At 49.6% G+C, this 17,932-nt stretch carries 12 protein-coding genes and 1 other RNA gene; 6 read left to right on the forward strand and 7 right to left on the reverse strand.

Features of this window, described 5'->3' with window-relative positions:
• From MEALZ_RS11770 to MEALZ_RS11785, 5 genes are all read right to left on the reverse strand, one after another.
• Positions 1-324, reverse strand: coding sequence for a YbaB/EbfC family nucleoid-associated protein (locus MEALZ_RS11770; protein ID WP_014148863.1), 324 nt, complete (start codon positions 322-324; stop codon positions 1-3).
• The gene (dnaX, locus tag MEALZ_RS11775; protein WP_014148864.1) at positions 321-1,949 is read right to left on the reverse strand and encodes a DNA polymerase III subunit gamma/tau; all 1,629 of its coding nucleotides are present in this window, start codon (positions 1,947-1,949) and stop codon (positions 321-323) included. The genes MEALZ_RS11770 and dnaX overlap by 4 nt, the downstream gene beginning before the upstream one ends.
• A 41-nt stretch (positions 1,950-1,990) precedes the next feature.
• An RNA gene (ffs, locus tag MEALZ_RS21200) (signal recognition particle sRNA small type) lies at positions 1,991-2,087 on the reverse strand.
• Between the two features lie 452 nt (positions 2,088-2,539).
• Complete coding sequence (locus tag MEALZ_RS11780; RefSeq protein WP_014148866.1) at positions 2,540-2,875, reverse strand: hypothetical protein; 336 nt, start codon at positions 2,873-2,875, stop codon at positions 2,540-2,542.
• A 106-nt stretch (positions 2,876-2,981) separates the two neighbouring features.
• Positions 2,982-4,325 carry an ATP-binding protein gene (locus MEALZ_RS11785; RefSeq protein WP_014148867.1) on the reverse strand — a complete coding sequence of 448 codons (1,344 nt, stop codon included), beginning with the start codon at positions 4,323-4,325 and terminating at the stop codon, positions 2,982-2,984.
• Positions 4,326-4,968: 643 nt separating this feature from the next.
• Here MEALZ_RS11785 and MEALZ_RS11790 point away from each other — a divergent pair.
• The 6 genes from MEALZ_RS11790 to MEALZ_RS21020 all read left to right on the forward strand — a co-directional run bounded on the left by MEALZ_RS11790 (position 4,969) and on the right by MEALZ_RS21020 (position 14,259).
• On the forward strand, positions 4,969-5,616 hold the full coding sequence (locus MEALZ_RS11790; RefSeq protein WP_014148868.1) for a response regulator transcription factor: 648 nt from the start codon (positions 4,969-4,971) through the stop codon (positions 5,614-5,616).
• A gap of 313 nt (positions 5,617-5,929) precedes the next feature.
• Complete coding sequence (locus MEALZ_RS11795) at positions 5,930-6,544, forward strand: TetR/AcrR family transcriptional regulator (protein ID WP_014148869.1); 615 nt, start codon at positions 5,930-5,932, stop codon at positions 6,542-6,544.
• Positions 6,531-7,808: a TolC family protein gene (locus MEALZ_RS11800; protein WP_014148870.1), complete on the forward strand. Its 1,278-nt coding sequence runs from the start codon at positions 6,531-6,533 to the stop codon at positions 7,806-7,808. The genes MEALZ_RS11795 and MEALZ_RS11800 overlap by 14 nt, the downstream gene beginning before the upstream one ends.
• A 253-nt stretch (positions 7,809-8,061) precedes the next feature.
• A complete protein-coding gene (locus tag MEALZ_RS11805) occupies positions 8,062-9,129 on the forward strand; it encodes an efflux RND transporter periplasmic adaptor subunit (protein WP_014148871.1) in 1,068 nt (355 codons plus the stop codon).
• Positions 9,130-9,140: 11 nt separating this feature from the next.
• The gene (locus MEALZ_RS11810) at positions 9,141-12,191 is read left to right on the forward strand and encodes an efflux RND transporter permease subunit (protein ID WP_014148872.1); all 3,051 of its coding nucleotides are present in this window, start codon (positions 9,141-9,143) and stop codon (positions 12,189-12,191) included.
• 298 nt (positions 12,192-12,489) lie between these two features.
• Positions 12,490-14,259 carry a DUF3300 domain-containing protein gene (locus MEALZ_RS21020; RefSeq protein WP_052712525.1) on the forward strand — a complete coding sequence of 590 codons (1,770 nt, stop codon included), beginning with the start codon at positions 12,490-12,492 and terminating at the stop codon, positions 14,257-14,259.
• A gap of 658 nt (positions 14,260-14,917) precedes the next feature.
• On the opposite strand, the gene MEALZ_RS11825 is transcribed toward MEALZ_RS21020, so the two are convergent.
• Positions 14,918-16,303 (reverse strand): sensor histidine kinase, encoded by a 1,386-nt coding sequence (locus tag MEALZ_RS11825; protein WP_014148875.1) that lies wholly within the window; start codon positions 16,301-16,303, stop codon positions 14,918-14,920.
• Positions 16,290-16,970, reverse strand: a complete 681-nt coding sequence (locus MEALZ_RS11830; protein WP_014148876.1) for a response regulator — start codon at positions 16,968-16,970, stop codon at positions 16,290-16,292. Before MEALZ_RS11830 ends, MEALZ_RS11825 begins: the two co-directional genes overlap by 14 nt.
• Between the last annotated feature and the right edge of the window lie 962 nt (positions 16,971-17,932).

Consider the following 17,932-nt stretch of genomic DNA (forward strand, 5'->3'; position numbering starts at 1 on the left):
TCAGAACGGCATTTGAAAACCGGGCGGCATCGGGAATCCGGAAGTGAAAGCGGACATTTTTTCTTCCTTCATTTTAGCGACTTTGTGGACCGCATCATTAACCGCTGCCGCCACTAAATCTTCCAGCATATCCTTATCGTCACCGACCAACGAGTCATCGATGTTGATTTTTCTTACTTCCCTTTTACCGGTCATCACGACCGTTACCAGACCGCCGCCGGATTCGCCTTGTACTTGCATCAGCGCAAGTTCTTCCTGGGCTTTTTTTAATTCTTCCTGCACTTTTTGGGCTTGTTGCATTAATGAGCCTAAGGCATTTTTCATGTGTTTCTCCTGTCTTGTTGAGCAACCGGTTCTATCGTTCCGGGCAAAATTCTGGCGTCGAATCGTTCTTTAAGGGCGTGTACCGTCTCGTCGTTTTCGATAGCCTCGACCGCCGAACGCTGTAAATCTTCTCGGTCCTTTTGCAATTGCACTGCGGGCGTATCGACTTCGGCTTTCTCGGTAATAATGTTCAGCTTTATCGGTTTACCGCAAAAGTCTTGCAACGATTTTTGTAATTTCTCTACCGTTCGGGCGCCGCTTAATTGCTTATGCCCCGGGTCGAGCAGCAATGTACAGACTTTATCATCAATACTTTGCAGCACACAATTATTCGCCAATTCGCGGGTCATACCACCGATCCTCATCGCGGCTATCATGTCGGCCCATTGGCTTGTATCCGATCCGGACGGACCGGGCTCAAAAGCGTCCGCGGGTTTTATAGCGTGTTCGGCACCCTTAAGCGATGCAACGGATTTATTTGTAGTGTTTTTTGCCGGCTCGCTATTTACCGGTTGCGGGGACGACGAAGTTGGCGTCTGTAACGTGGAAGGCTTAAAGGCAAGCATCCTCAACATGACCATTTCAAAACCGCTTTTAGGATCGGGAGCCAAATCTAAATCGCGCCGGCCGATCAATGCAATTTGATAATAAAGCTGAATATCCTCGGGGCTGAGCAGTTTAGCCAACTCGACAATCATCTCTCCATCGAACTCGTGTTCGATCGAGGCAGGCACCGCTTGATAGAGCGCAATCCTGTGCAATGCTTGCAAGATTTGTTGCAATACATCGCCGAAGTCGGGAGTCAAATCGGCCATTTCGCCGATCACTTTAAGCATTTCCTGCGCATTGGCAGCCGCCAAGGCGGTCAGCAAATCATTGACGGGATGTTGTGCAATGGTTCCAAGCATCAAACACACATCGTCGAGGCCAACCTTACCGTTGCCGTAAACAATCGCTTGGTCGAGCAAACTCAAGCCGTCACGCATACTCCCATCAGCCGCGCGCGCAAGCAATCTCAGCGCCGCCGATTCCGACTCGATGCCTTCTTGCTGAAGAATAAATTCCATTTGCTTAAATACCTGCTCCGGCAGCATTCTTTTCAAATTGAACTGCAGGCAACGGGATAGTACGGTTACCGGAATTTTATGGGGATCGGTCGTAGCCAGCAAAAACTTGACGTGCGGCGGGGGTTCTTCGAGCGTTTTCAATAAGGCGTTAAAGCTATGCCCCGACAGCATATGGACTTCGTCGATCAGATAGACTTTGTAACGACCGCTATTCGGCGCATATTGCGCATTTTCGAGCAAATCTCGGGTATCTTCGACTTTGGTTCGGGAAGCGGCATCGACTTCGATTAAATCCAGAAAGCGGCCCTGGTCGAGTTGAATGCAGACATTACATTCGCCGCAAGGATTATGACCTTGAAGGTTTTCGCAGTTGATGGCCTTGGCGAGAATTCGGGCTATCGTGGTTTTACCCACGCCGCGCGTACCGGTGAATAAATAGGCATGATGTAGACGATCATGTTGCAATGCATTGATCAGCGATTTGACAACATGTTCTTGACCAACAATTTCGGAGAAATTATGAGGCCGCCATTTTCTGGCGAGAACCTGGTAAGTCATTACAGACTCGGGGAGAAGGTTACTTTAAGATTGGGCGGTAACCTTGCCAGCCACATCCCGGCACACGAATCTGCTGCTACCGTTGCTCCCTTCCGGGCCTGGCGGGGTTTACAGCGTATCGTTGCGAGAGGACCGACACGGTTACCATAATTACTTAACAGCCTGCTTGGCTGAGAAGGAGTATTATCCTTGAATCACCCATTTAATTCAACCGTAATTTTGAATTTATTTTACTTGGCCGAACTAAATTCAATGTATACCTTTCGCACTTCAAATTTCGGCAGTGCCGGAGGAGGCCTCGGGGTGCTAGGTCGATTTTTGCTCCTCGGCAATTGCTCCTGCATTGCCCTAATACACGCCATCCGTGGAGTAATGCAAAATCGACATTCACGCCATCCATAGCGTTCATAAAGGCTTTGCCAGCATGGAGCTGGCATAGAGCCTACATGGACGTATTTACAGCGTCCTTTAACGGGCACCCCGAGGCCGAATTTTCATCTATGATGAGTATACTTGTCTCGCCACCCTATTCCTTCATCACATTCAATTATCGAAAAAGCATTATCGCCAAGAAGGTTAATGATGCAAACTTAGCGGTCTTTCAACAATTGCTCGATCAACTTCCTTTGTAAATCGATAATTTCATCCTTAGCCGCAATGGTTTTATCTTTTTCCAGCAGCAATTCGTTCAGCAATTTTTCTTTTTCATTCATCTCGGGAACGGCATATTCTTTCCAATCGACCGATTTGGCCTCAACTGTCGATTCGGGCGGGTCTTTTTTTAAAAACTCCGTAATATCGACCGGATTTTTATCCCAATTCATTTGCGGCTCTTTTTTAAGTCTCGAGTAAACCCCGCCGCTCCATTCCGGTTCATTGTCATTTTCAGTTAATTCATTAGGAAACGATAATTTAGGTTCGTTCATACGATGCCTCCCCCGGAGAAGCTCAATTTTGGCCAAAAAACATAGAAATTGTTTAAAGAAGTTTAGCTAACAGTATAAATTATTAACTGAAAACTACGTATAAATTTTACGGCAAATAAACCCTCCAGCGCATACCGCCCAAACTCTGGCTTTTATCGCCCAACAATTGCCCTCCCAACAAATCGATAATTTCATTGACCACCGCCATGCCTATCCCGTGCCCATCGGTATTTTGATCGGCCCGGACACCTCTTTTAAGAATATCGTTCAGATGGTCGATAGGAATCCCAGGACCGTCGTCTTCGATTTGCAATAAAAATGAAAAACCGTCTTGCTTGATTTGATTTTTATTCAAAATACTGACCTTAACTTTTTTATCGCACCATTTGCAGGCATTATCGATTAAATTACCGGCGATTTCATAAAAATCCCCTTGTTCGCAATAAATCTTAAATTTATCGGGCTTTTTGATCTCAAAAACAATTGGCTTATCGGCATGTACTTTTTTCATTGACGCTATAATCTTATCAATCCCCATAGCGGCATCCATTGTGCCGGTTATCTTCTTTTCACCCTTAGCCGCCGCACGTTGCAGTTGATATTCAACGATTTCGTCCATACGAGAAATCTGATCGTGCACAGTTTTTTTATCCAACACCAGCGAATCAATACTCCCCCTTAAAATAGCCAGCGGAGTCTTTAAACTATGCGCCAAATCGGCCAACGTATTACGATAACGCTCTAAATGCGCTCGCTCGCTGCTGATCAACGCATTGAGATTTCCAGCCAATCCTCGCAACTCGGTCACATAACTACCGTCAAGAAGAGACTTTTCTCCTCGTTCGATCGACTCCAGATCTCTCACGATCAAACGAAGCGGACTTAAGCCCCAGCGCAATACTAAAAATTGAATCAAAATTAAAATCAAGCCCATCGCCAACAACCAAGAACCTAATGCAGTTTTAAATCGATCGACTTGCTTAGCGACAAATAAACTTTCCTCGGCCACACTGAAAACATATTTGCGCTCCTTGCCCCGGTCGTTTTCCCAAATGACTTTGTAATGCAATACATAACGACCTTGTTCGTCGAGCAAAAATACAAATTGACCAGAATCCATGTCCGGCGCTGAAGAAGCGTTCAAACCGATTGCCGAAGGAGAAAACCACACGACGTCCGCATCAACCGGCTGTATCCAAGCATAAAGACCGGAACCCGGATTAGAAAAGCGCGGCTCTCGTAACTCTTTAGGCATTTTGATTTGCCCGGCTCGAGTCAACTCAGCTGCCGACAACAGCGAGTAAACTTGAATTTTTAAGTTTTCCCGGAGCGTTTGCTCGGCACTTTCACGATAACCTTGCTCCAAGACGATGGCAACCAATATAAAAAACGAGGCCAAAACGACGCCGGCGGAAACCAATAAACGAAAACTGAGCGATTTAGAATTCAAAGCAGACCACAGTAGTAAGTGACGGGAAGTAAGGTTTTATCTTAAATTTGGCAGATCAACCATGAAGCACATGAAGTTAATGAACCATTTCAAGAAATCAACTAAACATTCCAGCTAATCTACGGATGCTGATTCCAAAAAATGTCATTTTTTTACCATGAAGAGCATGAAGGACTTGAAGATACAGCGCTTTCAATCTAAATGAGTCATGTTTCGATTACCGATCACTGAGAAAGCATACCTTTCGCAGTTCGAATTTCGGCGATGCTTAAGGAGGCGCCGGGGCGATCGGCATAGGCTTTGCCAGCATGAATGCTGGCAAAGAGCCTACATGGACGTATTCACCCAGCACCTAAATTCCATAGCCCATTGGCAATGGTTAACTATCTTGGGTAATTTAGGTGCTGGGTTCACGGCGTCCTTTGACGATCACCCCGGTGCCGAACTTTGATCTACGATGGGTATAAAAATTAACCCATCGAATTGCATGAAGAAATCATAACTCGTACCCTATATTGTCATTCGCCGGTATAATCGAAACAAATTAATCCAAGCATCCAAGCCGATCGTAAGCTCTCCTAAACGCTCGAGCCATCACATAGGCAAATCTTATGCCGGCGATTAGTTAAGGAATCAGGCAAAAGTGGCACATATTATTATTTCATCCGAAACTCCAAATCAAGCCGAACGCTGGGCAAGCATCCTCAGTAAGGAACATAAAACCAAAGTTTTGCATGATCTGAACAAAGTTTCTGAAAATACCACTCACGAGACTATTAACTTGGTCGTTATCGATGCGAAACTTCTCGATTCGAATTTTTCCACGTTAGTTTCGCTTGCGCAACTAAATCTTAAAGTACTCGTTATAGGCCAAAATTGGTCCGACGACAACCAAATCGAAGCCCTGGCTTCCGGATGCTCCGGTTATTGCGAAATGGATACCGTCGACCAATTACTCCTGAAAGCTGCGAACCACCTACTGACAGGAGATATCTGGATACAAAGACATTTAATCCCTCGTTTAATCAATGCGCTGTCAGAGTTAAGCGGAGACTTAAGAAAAAACCGACATCACCAACAAGATATTGAAAATAAATTAACCCTGCTTTCTAAACGCGAATTAGATGTTGCCGAGCTTATAAAAACCGGAGAAAGCAACAAAGCAATCGCAGCCAAGCTAAACATATCCGAAAGAACGGTCAAAGCCCATTTAACCTCTATTTTCAATAAATTAGAGATACCGGATCGACTACATCTAGCATTATTTCTAAAAGAAATGAGTTCGCCATAATAAACCGTAAAAGCGCATAAGAAACTAGTCTTACCTATCCACAAACGTCAATACCATTAAGTTAAGTCGTTCGTGGTGAGCCTGTCGAACCATGGGCGGCTTAACTTATCGACCCGGACTTTTTTCCCCTTCGACAAGACTCTCTTAAGCGCAGCCGAAGGGCCAGGTCTAACGGAAATCCTTAATTTAATGCAGTGCCCCATAGGCATGGATGTCGACGGTAAAAAATCATCACTAAGACGACAATATCCTCTTCTAAAACTAAACTGTTTAGTTTAGTATCACCGCAATCAAATTAATTTTCAGTCTATCTATGTCGTCGGAATCTTGCGAACCCAAACGAGAAGCCATTATCGAAGGCGCGACCCGCATGTTTTTAAAACATGGCTTCCATCAAGTCAGCATGGACAGAATCGCCAAAGAAGCCCCGGTTTCCAAAGCGACTCTATACCAACATTTCGAGAATAAAAACGCGCTTTTTTCCGCGGTCATTTCTGAATTATGTCGATCCTTATTGGACACGATGACTGAGATTACCCCAGAGTCGAATGAACTCGACAAAAATCTCCGTCAAATTGCCGAAGCATTCATCGATTTAATCTATACCGAGGAAGCCTTGGCGATATACCGGCTCGTAATCTCCGAATGCCGAGACTTTCCTGAACTTGGTCAAGTCGTCTACGACAGCGCACCTAAAATTGCACTAACCCAATTGGAGCATTATCTCCATAATTTAAAATCTAGCGGGCACATTGATATTCCAGATATTAAATTTTCTGCCGATGCTTTTTTCAGCCTTCTCAAAGGCGATTTGCATTTTCAATGCTTGCTTGGCATCAGTGCACCGCCCTCCCCCGAACAAAAACGTCTCTTGATCGACCAAGTTATTGAGTTTTACCTGCGAGGTGTTTTGAATGCGACCGATTAGCATTAAACAATACATTGCATTGTTGGCAATATTGCCGGTTTTTTGCGCTCAAGCCGAAACACTTGAAGAAGCTTTCGAACATGCATTGAATCAAAATCACCTAATTAAATCGGCCAAGGCCGATACCGAGGCATCCGAACAACAACTATACTCGGCGCAAAATCAACGTTTGCCATCGCTCAACATCAAAGGGGGCTACACTCAATTGAGCGAAACCCCCGCCGCGAAAACCGAGATCGAAGGTCAAGCCGCACAATTTCCGATGTCACAAGCCGGTAGCGGCCAAGCCGAAGTGATTGCGTCGGTTCCGATCTTCACTAGCGGGCGCATCAGTCATGGTATCGATGCGGCCGAAGCCGCCCTATCGGCGACACAGCAGAATGAAGTCGCAACCGCATTGACGATTAAATTACAGATAGCCGAAGCCTTTCTGGCAGTATTACGTGCGCAAAGCGCGCTGCAAGTAACGGAAAGTCACGCCGAAACGCTGAAAGCTAACGCTGCCGATGTTGAGCGCTTGCATAGCCAAGGCATGGTTTCGAAAAACGACCGACTGGCCGCCGAAGTCGAATACGCCAATGCCCGGCAACTCGTCGTGCAAAACGACAATCGGCTTGATATCGCCAAAGCGCAATACAACCGGTTACTGAATCGCCGACTCGATAACCCTGTCGAACTGGAAGAACGCTTTCCGAGTTCCCCCGACGGCGCACCGGACGAATTATCCACCCAGGCACTCGCCCAACGCCCTGAACTTAACGCATTAAACAGCCAAATTACCGCCTTGCAAGAACAAGCCAGAAGCATTCAATCCGGCCTATTACCGCAAGTCGCTGTCAACGGCGGCTATCAATACCAGGAAAACCGTTACATGGCCTTCGAAGGCATGTGGATGGTCAATGTCGGCATGGAATGGAAACTCGACGGCGGCACGCACCATCAGAGTCAATCGCTCAACAGACAAGCGTTGGCCTTGCAGGCACAGCGGGATGACATGGCTAGCATGATCGGACTTGAAGTCCGGCGCGCCTGGCTGGATATTCAGGAAACCGAAAAGCGTATCGAGGTCAGCCAACAAGCGATCGCCCAAGCCGATGAAAATTTGCGGGTCAACCGCGAACGCTATCGGCAGGGCTTATCCACGCAGACCGAAGTGCTGAAGGCCGAAGAACTCAGAATCACAACTCACAACAACTTCAATAATGCCCGTTACGATGCGGCGTTGGCGAAATTGAATTTGCGCCGTGCGCTCGGGATTTTGTAATCCGCCCAACGCATCTCGAAATATACCTTTCGCACTTCAAATTTCGGCAGTGCCTAAGGAGGCGCCGGGGTGCTCGGTCGATTTTTGCTCCTCGGCAATTGCTCCTGCATTGCCCTAATACACGCCATCCATGGCGTAATGCAAAATCGACATTCACGGCGTCCTTTGACGGGCCCCTGGTGCCGAATTTTGATCTACGATGAGTATAATCATTATCTTGACACTCTACCTATCTTTGCAAAGGAATCGTAACATGGGGAAATCCAAATCGACCGGACATGCGGTTTTATTACTTGTTATCACGGCGTTGCTCAGCGCCTGCGGCAATAACGACGGAGAACCTGAACAAGAAATCGTCCGAACCGTGCGCATCGAAACGGTCAAGGTTACCGAGGCGCTTGCGCAGCGCCGCTTCGTCGGCCGCGTGGACGCGTTAAAAACGGTCGACCTGTCGTTTCAAGTCGGCGGACGCCTGGCCGAATTGCCGGTACAACAAGGTACCGTGGTCGCCAAGGGCGGCTTGATTGCTGCGCTTGATCCGACCGATTTTCGCCTGAACGAACAAGAAGCCAAAACACAATACGCCTTCGCACAACTCGATCTCGGTCGCAAACGCAATCTCGCAGCCTCGGATACGATACCGAAGGTCATGCTGGACGAAGCCGAAACCGCCTTTAAACTGCGTCAAGTTGCACTGGACAATGCCCGCCGTAACCTATCGTATGCCCGTATCGCCGCACCATTCGATGCGTTAATTACGCGCCGCTTGATGGATATCCATACCCATGTTGCGCCGCACCAAGCCGTAGTCAGACTTCAGGACGTCAGTGCTTTACACGTCAAGATCAATGTGCCGGAAGACCTGATCAGACTAATCGGCCTTGCCGACGCAATGAGTATCGAGGCGGAGTTTCCGGGTCAGCCCGGTAAACGCCTGCCGCTACGCTATCTGGAACATGCCACTGAAGCCGATGCGGTCGCGCAAACCTACGAAGTGACACTGGAATTGCAACGCCCGCACGATATGAAGATATTACCGGGCATGACCGTCAGCGTCTCGGTCGGCAGCCCTTTCGTCAACGGATCGACCGAAATCACGATCCCGCTCTCTGCGATCGATACCGATGAACATGGCAAGACCCGAGTTTGGCTATTTGATACGCAGACCGAAACCGTCTCGCCGCACGTTATCGAAATCGGCGCCGTCGCAGCCAGCCGCGTACCGGTATTATCAGGCTTGAGCGGCGGCGAACAAATCGTCACGGCCGGCGGACATTTGCTGCATGACGGCATGACGGTACGCCTTTTTACCGGATTTTAAGGACTATCGCCATGTCTATCGATATCGCACGCGCGGCCATCGAACGCCCGGTCAATACCTGGCTGATCATCCTGACTTGCCTGATTGGAGGCCTGTGGGGCCTATCCACGGTCGGGCGCCTCGAAGACCCTGCCTTTACCATTAAACAAGCCTTAGTCATTACGCCGTATCCTGGCGCGACGGCCGAAGAGGTCGAACTGGAAGTCACGGAACCCTTGGAATCGGCGATTCAACAATTACCGCAAATCAAACACATCACCTCGCGATCCAAACCCGGCATTTCCGAAATCGAAGTCGAAATCAAGGACACTTACGATGGCAATACGATGCCGCAGGTCTGGGACGAGCTGAGGCGCAAAGTCGGCGATGCTCAAAAAACCTTGCCGGAAGGCGCGAACCCATCGACCGTCAACGACGACTTCGGCGATGTATTCGGTATTTTTTATGCAATCACCGCACCGGGATTTTCGGATCGGGAAATTTTAGATCTGGCTAAATTTTTACGCCGCGAGCTGCTGACCGTGACCAATGTAGCGAAAGTCGAGACCGCCGGCATGCGCACCGAAACCATCTATGTCGAGGTATCGAATGCCAGGCTCGCGCGTTTCGGGCTACCGATGGCTGAGGTCTTAAATACCATTTCTTCGGAAAACAGGATCGCCGATGCCGGCGCGGTCACGATCGACGACCGGCGCATCCGCATTACCACTTCCGCCGGCTTCGATTCAGTCCCCGCGATCGAAGCGTTGCGCATCGGTCGTCCCGGAAGCACGGAACAAATCAGCTTGATCGATCTTGCCGAGATCCGCCGCGAACCGACCGAAATCCCGGACCATCTCGTGCACTTCAACGGCATGCCGGCCTTTACGTTGGCGATTTCTGGCGTCACCGACGCCAACATCGTCACGATCGGCCAGGCGGTCGAGGCGCGCCTGGCCGAACTGGCGCCGCGCATTCCTTTAGGGATCGAGATTCATCCGATTTACGAGCAACACAAAGTCGTTGACCAATCGATCGATGACTTCATCGTCAATCTAATCATATCGGTCTCGATCGTGATTCTGTCGCTGTGTCTGATGATGGGCTGGCGAGTCGGATTGATCGTCGGCGCGACGTTGCTTCTGACCGTTCTCGGCACGGTGTTTTTGATGCGCGTTTTTCATATCGACATGGAGCGCATTTCGCTCGGCGCGTTGATTATCGCGATGGGCATGCTGGTCGATAACGCGATCGTGGTTGCCGAAGGCATGCTGATTAACATGCAGCACGGCATGAACGGCAAGGACGCCGCGACCATATCGGTCAAACGCACGCAACTGCCGCTGCTCGGCGCGACCGTGATCGGCATCATGGCCTTTTCCGGCATAGGCCTGTCGCCGGACGTCACCGGCGAATTTTTGTTTTCGCTGTTTGCGGTAATCGGGATGTCGCTGCTGTTAAGCTGGATCTTAGCGATCACGGTAACTCCTTTGTTCGGTCATTTATTCTTGAAAGTCGAGCAAACCGGTGAGGACCCCTACCGTGCGTGGGTCTATCAAGCCTACCGCAAAACGCTAACCGCTACCTTAAAAGCCAGAGCCTTGACCGCTTTGATCATGGTCCTTTTGACTGCGACCTGCTTCGCCGGTTTCGGCTTGGTCAAGCAAGCCTTTTTTCCCGACGCCAACACGCCGTTGTTCTACATTCATTATCAACTGCCGCAAGGCAGCGATATCCGCTCGACCGAACGCGATATCGGCGAAATCGACGCAATTATCCGCGCCAAACCGGACGTTGTGTCAGTGGCAAGCTTCATCGGCCGCGGCGCCAGCCGCTATATGCTGACTTACGCGCCGGAACAACCGAACAGCTCCTATGGACTGTTTATTGTCCGTACAGAAAACCTCGACCCCATTCCCGCCTTGGCCGCGGAATTGAAAAACGAACTGAACGCCGCCTATCCTAATGCCGAAATCCGCACCGAACGACTGATGTTCGGTCCCGGCGGCGGCGCGAAAATCGAAGCGCGTTTTTCAGGTCCCGACTCCGCCGTGCTGCGCCGGCTCGGCAACGAAGCTTTGGATATCATGCGCGCCGACGGCAATCTCATCGATCTGCGCACGAATTGGCGGCAAAAGGAACTGGTGATGAAACCTGTCTATAGTCCCGAACGCGCGCGTATTGCCGGCATCGGTTTGAGCGACTTGGCGCAGGCCCTGCAATTCGCCAGCACCGGCATCCAAGCCGGTACTTACCGCGAGGACGACAAACAAATCCCCATCGTCGTTCGCCCGCCGGATGCCGAGCGGCGCGATGCCAAACAATTGCGCGACCGCTTGGTTTGGAGCAATGCCGACCAATCTTATATCCCGATCGCGCAAATCGCCGAACATTTCGAAACGGTCAGCGAGGATACCTTAATACACCGGCGCAACCGGGTGCGTACATTGATCGCGCAGGCCGACCCGTTACCGGAACTGACCGCCGATCAAGCCTTCCGCCGCATCCGCGCGCAAATCGAAGCCATTCCGCTACCGTCCGGTTATCGCTTCGAATGGGGCGGCGAATACGAAAGCTCGACCGACGCACAAACCGCGCTCAACGCCCAGATACCGGTCGGCTTCGTCGTCATGCTAGTCATCAGTATTTTGTTGTTCGGCAAAGTGCGTCAACCGCTGATCATCTGGCTGGTCGTGCCGATGTCGGTCTGCGGCGTCGTGATCGGTCTGCTGATTTCCAATCAGCCGTTCAGCTTCATGGCCCTACTCGGCCTGTTGAGCCTGTCCGGCATGCTAATGAAAAATGCGATCGTGCTGGTCGACGAAATCGACGCGCAAATCGACGAAGGCAAACACGGCCATGCCGCGATCGTCGACGCCGGCGTTAGCCGTCTACGCCCAGTATTCCTTGCCGCCGGCACGACGATACTCGGTATGATCCCATTGTTAACCGATGCCTTTTTTGCCAGCATGGCGGTCACGATCATGGGAGGCCTGGCCTTCGCGACTGTGTTGACCCTGATCGCCGTGCCGGTGTTGTATGCGTTGTTTTTTGGGGTAAAAGCCGAAGCGGCGGCGAAATAGCTCTCTGCGGGACGGTTGCAGACTTCGAAAAAAGACAACGACAACTTGAACGACGCCGGCCTCGACATCGCGACGAAGGCGTCGCTCCCACAAAAGATTTTTCTCCTGCGGGACGGAGTTGCAAACCCCGTCCCGCCAATGAACAAAATTGTGGCTTTGGTTGCGCTCCTTATTCAGCAGAGATTAAGCGTCAAATGCGACAATTATCCAAACACGGGGAAATTGTCCGACACCGACCGCCTTCGATGACATACCTCCCTGCCTAACCCGCCAAGGCCCAAGCCTGGAGGTATATTCGATGAAAACGATTATCATGCTGCTTGTCGCGTTGATGTCTTACATACCGACCGCATCCGCTCAACAAGAGAATCCGGCTTTCAGCCAAGCCGAACTCGATCAAATGCTGGCGCCGATCGCGTTGTATCCCGACGTACTATTGTCGCAAATACTGGTGGCGGCCACCTACCCTTTAGAAGTTGTCGAAGCGGCCCGTTGGTCAGCAGCCAATCCAGGCCTAGAAGGCGAACAGGCTGTAACTGCCGTCGAACATCAAGCCTGGGACCCCAGCGTCAAAGCCTTGGTTGCATTTCCGGGTGTCCTGGACCGAATGAATGAAGACCTGAATTGGACGCGCGCGCTCGGCGACGCGTTTTTATTTCAAGAAGCGCAAGTCATGGGTAGCGTTCAGAACCTGCGGCAACGAGCCTATGAGGCGGGAAATCTCAATTCGACAGACAATGCGCGAGTCGTACGCGAAAATCAAGTTATCGTTATCGAACCGGCCAACCCTCAAGTCGTCTATGTGCCTTATTACAACCCACAGGTCGTTTACGGTTCATGGTGGTGGCCCGGCTATACGCCAGCCTTCTGGGGCCCTCCGCCTGGTATTCATTTAAACTTGGGCTTTAATTGGGGATGGGGCCGAGGCGTATTCGTATCGCCGGGATTTTTCTTCAGCAGTTTCGACTGGTATCGACGCCAGACCGTAGTTGTACACCGCCGGCATAACTACTATCACAGGCCGCATTTCGTTTCAGGAAGACATATCCGTTACGCCGACTATCCTAGATGGCGGCATAATTCGAATCACCGCCGAGGCGTTGCCTATCGTCATGATTCGCTGCAGCAGCAATTCGGAACATCCAGACGTTCCGGTAGCGGCTATGCCGATACCGGCCGAAATAAGTTCGATCGCACCGATAACATAAAGCGGCCTCAATCCGGGCGACGCAACCATGGCTGGAGCAGTTATGCAGCCACGCGAAGTCATGACAATCGATCAACAGCCCAAAGCACCGGACGGAGAAATAACCGCTCCGACACCGACAGAGTATCAACAAGAGAGCCTTGGCGCGCTAATAGCACAACCCCAACCCCACCCGACCGGCGCAATCGAGACCGGAGCAGTTATGCAGCCACGCGAAGTCATGACAATCGATCAACAACCCAAAGCACCGGACGGAGAAATAACCGCTCCGATACCGGCAGAGTATCAACAAGAGAGCGTTGGCGCCAATCCAGCAATATTTCGCCAAACAGCTTGGCAAACGATTTAAATTCGCGCAATTCCGGCTCCACCGCTCAAAACGCTTCATCCGGCAATACTCGCGGGCAAAACAGTAGCTATAATCGTGACAACGCGCGGCGCCGAGAATCTTCTTCGCGGCGAACAACCTCCGATATCTCTTCAAACCGCAAAACCGGGAATTTTCCTGCGCAACGACGCTCTAGCGCCTCTAACCGTGAAGCGAATCGAAACCAAGATTCCCGGCGTCAAATGTCTAGTGGGACAACTCTTCAAAATAGACGTGCCAGCTCATCCGGCCCATCGTCTCCAGCTGTTTCACCAGAACGTCAACGAACCCGAACCCCCAATAGCGGACGCGTAACGAGATCCGAAAACCGACGTCAGAGTCCGTCTTTCTCAACGACTGTTAACCGCGATAGAGGCGGCGCATCGACAGGTGCGCGTTATCGATCCTCAAACAGTAACAATAGCCGCGGCAATTCAGGCAATTATTCCTCCGGCAGGTCATTCAATCGAAGAGAATCATCGAATTCACGCTGACATACTTCGTGAGTAAAATCTCGCATTTAGGTTTATTCTAAAGTAGCATTTCACCATGAAGAATAAGAAGTTATACCTTTCGCACTTCAAATTTCGGCATTAGCCAACCTGATTAGCAAGATGCCTCAGCTTGCCGAAGCCAAGTGTCCGAGCAGGGGCCAGTCGTAGTCGAAAAAACTAAAATATGCCTTCTGCGGGACGGGTTATTTAACCCGTCCCCAACGTTTCGGTTTGCCCTAAACATTTCGGCTGACTTCGGCCAAAGTCAAAACGTTTAGGACGGGGTTGCAAACCCCGTCCTGCTAGGGATATGCTGGTTTTTGGGCTTTAGCTGAAGAAACTTGCTAATCAGGTTAGCCAATGGAGGTGCCGGGGTGTTCGGCAAAGGCTTTGATAGCATGGATGCTATCATAGAGCCTACATGGACGTATTTACGGCGTCCTTTAACGGACACCCCGGCACCGAAATTTGACAAGCAAAGGGTATAATACAATAACGTGTTATTCGTTTATATAGAGCTTTCATTCACGCAAGAGGTTAGCAGGAATGTTTAGATAATCTCTTAAAATACGTCAACTGCTTCATGGTTAAACTACCGAATTTAGGTTTATGCCCAACAATTCATTGCTTGGCATAAACCTAATCCGTAAAAATCAACCTACTTCTCAGTCGACGTTTGCTTGAACACCACATCGGCTTTCGTCCCACCCTTGCCTGGCGAAGTGCCGAGAACTAGCTCCGCTTGATGTAAGTCGGCAATTTCCTTGACAATCGGAAGTCCTAATCCGCAGCCATCCCCAGGACTTCCCGGAATTCGATAAAAGCGCTCGAAGATTTTATCCATTTCGGATACCGGTATGCCCGGCCCATCGTCCTCGACAGTCAACGTAGGCGAAGAACCCGGCTTTAACCTTACGATTATGCTACCGTTCTCTCGTCCGTAACAAATCGCGTTATCGAGAAGATTGACCAACAACTCGCGAATTAAAATTTCGTTGCCATTGATATAAACCGGTTGTTTAGGACCTTCGAAACTGAGTTCGATATCATTTTGCAAGGCCTTAGGAACCCATTCGCTACTGACTTCCCTCACCAGCGTCAATAGATCGAACTTTGCCAAAAGTAGCCCGCTTTCAATTGCACCCGACTTGGCTAAAGCCAAAAGCTGAGAGATGATATGAGAAACTCTGTCGGCACTGCTTTGAATTTGCAGTAAAGCCGGCTTCATTGCCACCATGTTATCTTCCCGTAACGCTCTTTCCGATTGCAATTTCAGCCCCGCCAGCGGCGTGCGAAGTTGATGCGCGGCATTGGCGATAAAGCGTTGCTGAGAAGCGATCGCGCCGTCCAAGCGCTTCAACAAACCATTAATGGTATCGGTCAAGATCCGCACTTCGGCAAAAACATGTGCTTCAGGAATCGGGCTCAAGTCTTTCGGGGAGCGCATGGCAACTTCATCGGCCAATTCGCGTAAAGGGTTCAAGCCTCGATAAACAGCCTTGCGCATATAAAAACCAATAAAAATCGCTAAAACAATCGGCGGTATCAAATCGGCCAATAAAATATCCATCATCATGTTGCGGCGCTTGTTGAGCGTCTCGGCAACATGCACGAATACGATTTCCGGAAGGTCTTCCCGCGCGACAAGGATAGAGACTCCTCGTACCGACTCGCCTCGAACCGTATCATTGAAAAAAACCGGCTTCGACCAATCGGTCGATTCATCGAAAGGCTCGGGAACGAAGCTATCTCCGGCGATCATGCCTTGATTTTCAGCGATGATTTTAAAATAAGTCTTGTCTAATTCATCCCATTTAAAAATGGTTAAAGCAGCTGGCGGCAATTCAGCAACAATCAGATTATCATTCACTTTGATTTCCTGCACCAAAGAACCTGCAGAATCCAATAGCCATCGATCGTAAGCTTCATCGACATAATGCCGCGTTACATAATAGGAACTAACGGCTTCAAACACGACAAACAGCAAAACCGGCGTGATTAACCGAATCAGTATTTCGGTTCTTAGCGTTCTATTTTGCTCCATCGCTACCCGTCTCCAGCAAGTAACCTAAACCCCGTACTGTCCGTATAACGGCGTCGTAAGGTTCGATGCGTTTTCGAACGCGGTGTACATATACTTCGATCGCATTATCGGCCAATGCATCGCCGTCCGCCGACAAACGCTGCGCGATACGATCCTTGCAAACCACTTTGCCTGCTTGTAACAACAAAATTTCGAGAACCGCCGCTTCTCGAGCCGATAACACCAGTAACTGACCATCCGCGGAAACTTGGTTATTTTGAGTATCGAGCGAAAGACGACCCACTTCGATGGTATAGCTGAAGCCCCCATAACAACGCCTGATCAAAGCGTGAATACGCGCTTCCAACTCCATTAGCTCGAAAGGTTTGGTCATATAGTCGTCCGCACCTTGACGAATACCCTCGATGCGGTCGTTCATACTTTCCCGTGCCGTCAAAATCAATATTGGCAATGAAACCTTGCGGTTACGAAATTTGCGCAATAATTCTAAACCGTCCATATCGGGCAACCCCAAGTCGAGCACAATCAAATCGAAATCTTGTGCTTCTACCAATTGCTCGGCATAACGCCCGCTTTTGGTGGCGGTAACAACGTAACCGGTTTTTTTAAGCGTATGAATCAATCCATCGGTAAGAACGGAATCATCTTCGATCAATAAAATATTCATAATAGTTAAAGCATAAACAAAACGATAAACCTAAAAAATCAGTCGGAGCGCTTGGAATTCGTTCGTGTTGAGCAAAGAGAGCCCCTCATGGACGGGTTCACCCCGCACCTAAAATTATCTAAATACTCATTTACTGTGAAAGTTCGCAAATCCGAAGTCCTTATCTAATTTTTCGATATGCACAAATCTGCTGTAAAAATGCAACAATTCCCAGTTTGAGCATTTTCGCCGATCTTAGGGTGTGGGGTATGCCTGTCGAGGAACGCCGTAAACCCATCCATGGGAGCTTGGCGTTCTAGCCGCCGTCGAGCCTGCATAGACGTATTCACCCAACACCTAAATTCCATAATCTGTTGGCTATGGTTAACTGCCTTGGATAATCAGGTGCTGGGTTCACGGCGTCCTATCGAGCGAGTAACCGCACCCTCCGTCACGCCGCGAGCTTTCATTTGCCGGGGCGATGGCCAGGCTTTCATGAACGTTAGGCTATGGAACTTTGGTACTGAGTTCATATACCTTTCGCACTTCAAATTTCGGTAGCGCCCGAGGAGGCGCCGGGATGTCCGACAAAGGCTTTGCCAGCATGGATCTGGCGTAGAGCCTACATGGACGTTTTCACGGCGTCCTTCGACGGACACCCCGGTGCCGAATTTTGATCTACTATGAGTATAACGTTCTGTAATAAGCATACCCCATACCTAACAAAATTGAACGATTATTAAGTAAGAATGGACCAGAAATCAATGTCTGATACCAAACGGCATACTCAGACTAAATAGTTATACCCATCGCACTTCAAATTTCGGCATTGACGCATGGAGGTGCCGGGGTGTTCGGCAAAGGCTTTGACAGCAGGGATGCTGTCACAGAGCCTACATGGGCGTATTCACCCAGCACCTAAATTCCATAGCCCATTGGCTATGGTTAACTATCTTGGATAATTTAGGTGCTGGGTTCACGGC

Origin of the sequence: Methylotuvimicrobium alcaliphilum 20Z, from assembly GCF_000968535.2 — a bacterium.
Lineage (GTDB): Bacteria > Pseudomonadota > Gammaproteobacteria > Methylococcales > Methylomonadaceae > Methylotuvimicrobium > Methylotuvimicrobium alcaliphilum.